Raw genomic sequence first — 1,096 nt, forward strand, 5'->3', positions numbered from 1 at the left:
GAATATCAGCGTGGCATGGGACGGCAGGCAAAAGCAGGCAAGTCGCAACAGCAAAGACCCCTGCATGGGTCGTCGTGTTCATCGTCGAGTTTCAGTAGGCGGTTGATCGATTCGCGCCGCCACACCCTCTCAAGGGGACTGCCTGGTCGGCGTACTGCGCGCATTGAAGCGCCGAGCTTGATCGTTGGCAAGCATCACATGCGACGCCGTCGGTGGCTTGCAACATGCCAGAGGTTCACGATGACGCCGATCGCAAATCTGCGTATCTCCACGTGCCCATGCAGAGACAGACGCGGAACAGTCTGCAGAAACAATGGAGTCAGCCCACCGCAGTCACCATGTACCGCAACAACTCACCCACCCCGCGGATCTGCTCCCCGAACGGCAGCTTGCCCACCCCGCGGAAGAACAGCCCCTTCTTCACATCCCCGCGCAGCGCCGCCGCGAGCTGCGTGTCGATGCAGAACTGCCCCCAGCCCGGCAGGCCGTCGCGCAGGCCGCATTGCGCGAGGCAGTCGAAATCCAACGTGCAGCGCGGCTTCACGTGCGCCGTCTTCTGCAGGCGCGGCTCGGCCTTCAGGTAGTTGCGCAGCCAGACCGTCGGCACCGCGCGCGCCGGCAGCCCGGCCACGCTGGTGAACTCGACCAGGTCTYCATCACGCGCCTGCGCCAGCACCTGCTTGAAGGCTTCGTGCGCATCGCATTCATGCGTCACCGCGAACGGCGTACCCAGCTGCACCGCTGCCGCGCCCAGGCCCTGCAGCCGCCGCACGTCGGCATGGCTGCGCACGCCGCCGGCCGCGATCAGCGGGATGTCCTTCTCGTAGCCGCCGCTGCGCAGGAACGCCAGCACCTGCGGGATCACCGTCTCGAAATCGAACCTCGCGTCATGCAGGTCGCCGATGCGCGCCGCGCCCAGGTGGCCGCCGGCCAGCCCCGGGTGTTCGATGACGATCGCATCGGGCAGGCGCTTGCGGCGCTCCCATTTGCGCACCAGCAACTGCACGCCGCGCGCGTCAGACAGGATCGGGATCAACAGCGTGTCCGGGTGCTCGCTCGCCAGTTCCGGCAGGTCCAGCGGCAGCCCGGCGCCGAC

1 protein-coding gene is annotated in these 1,096 nt (G+C 66.9%); it reads right to left on the minus strand.

The window, feature by feature from the left end; genetic code table 11:
* Positions 1-319: 319 nt before the first annotated feature.
* The coding region (locus tag AC1D15_RS33705) for an NAD(P)H-dependent flavin oxidoreductase (RefSeq protein ID WP_477829486.1) at positions 320-1,096 on the minus strand (777 nt) is incomplete at its 5' end.

This window comes from Rhizobacter sp. P2_H2, from assembly GCF_056403375.1.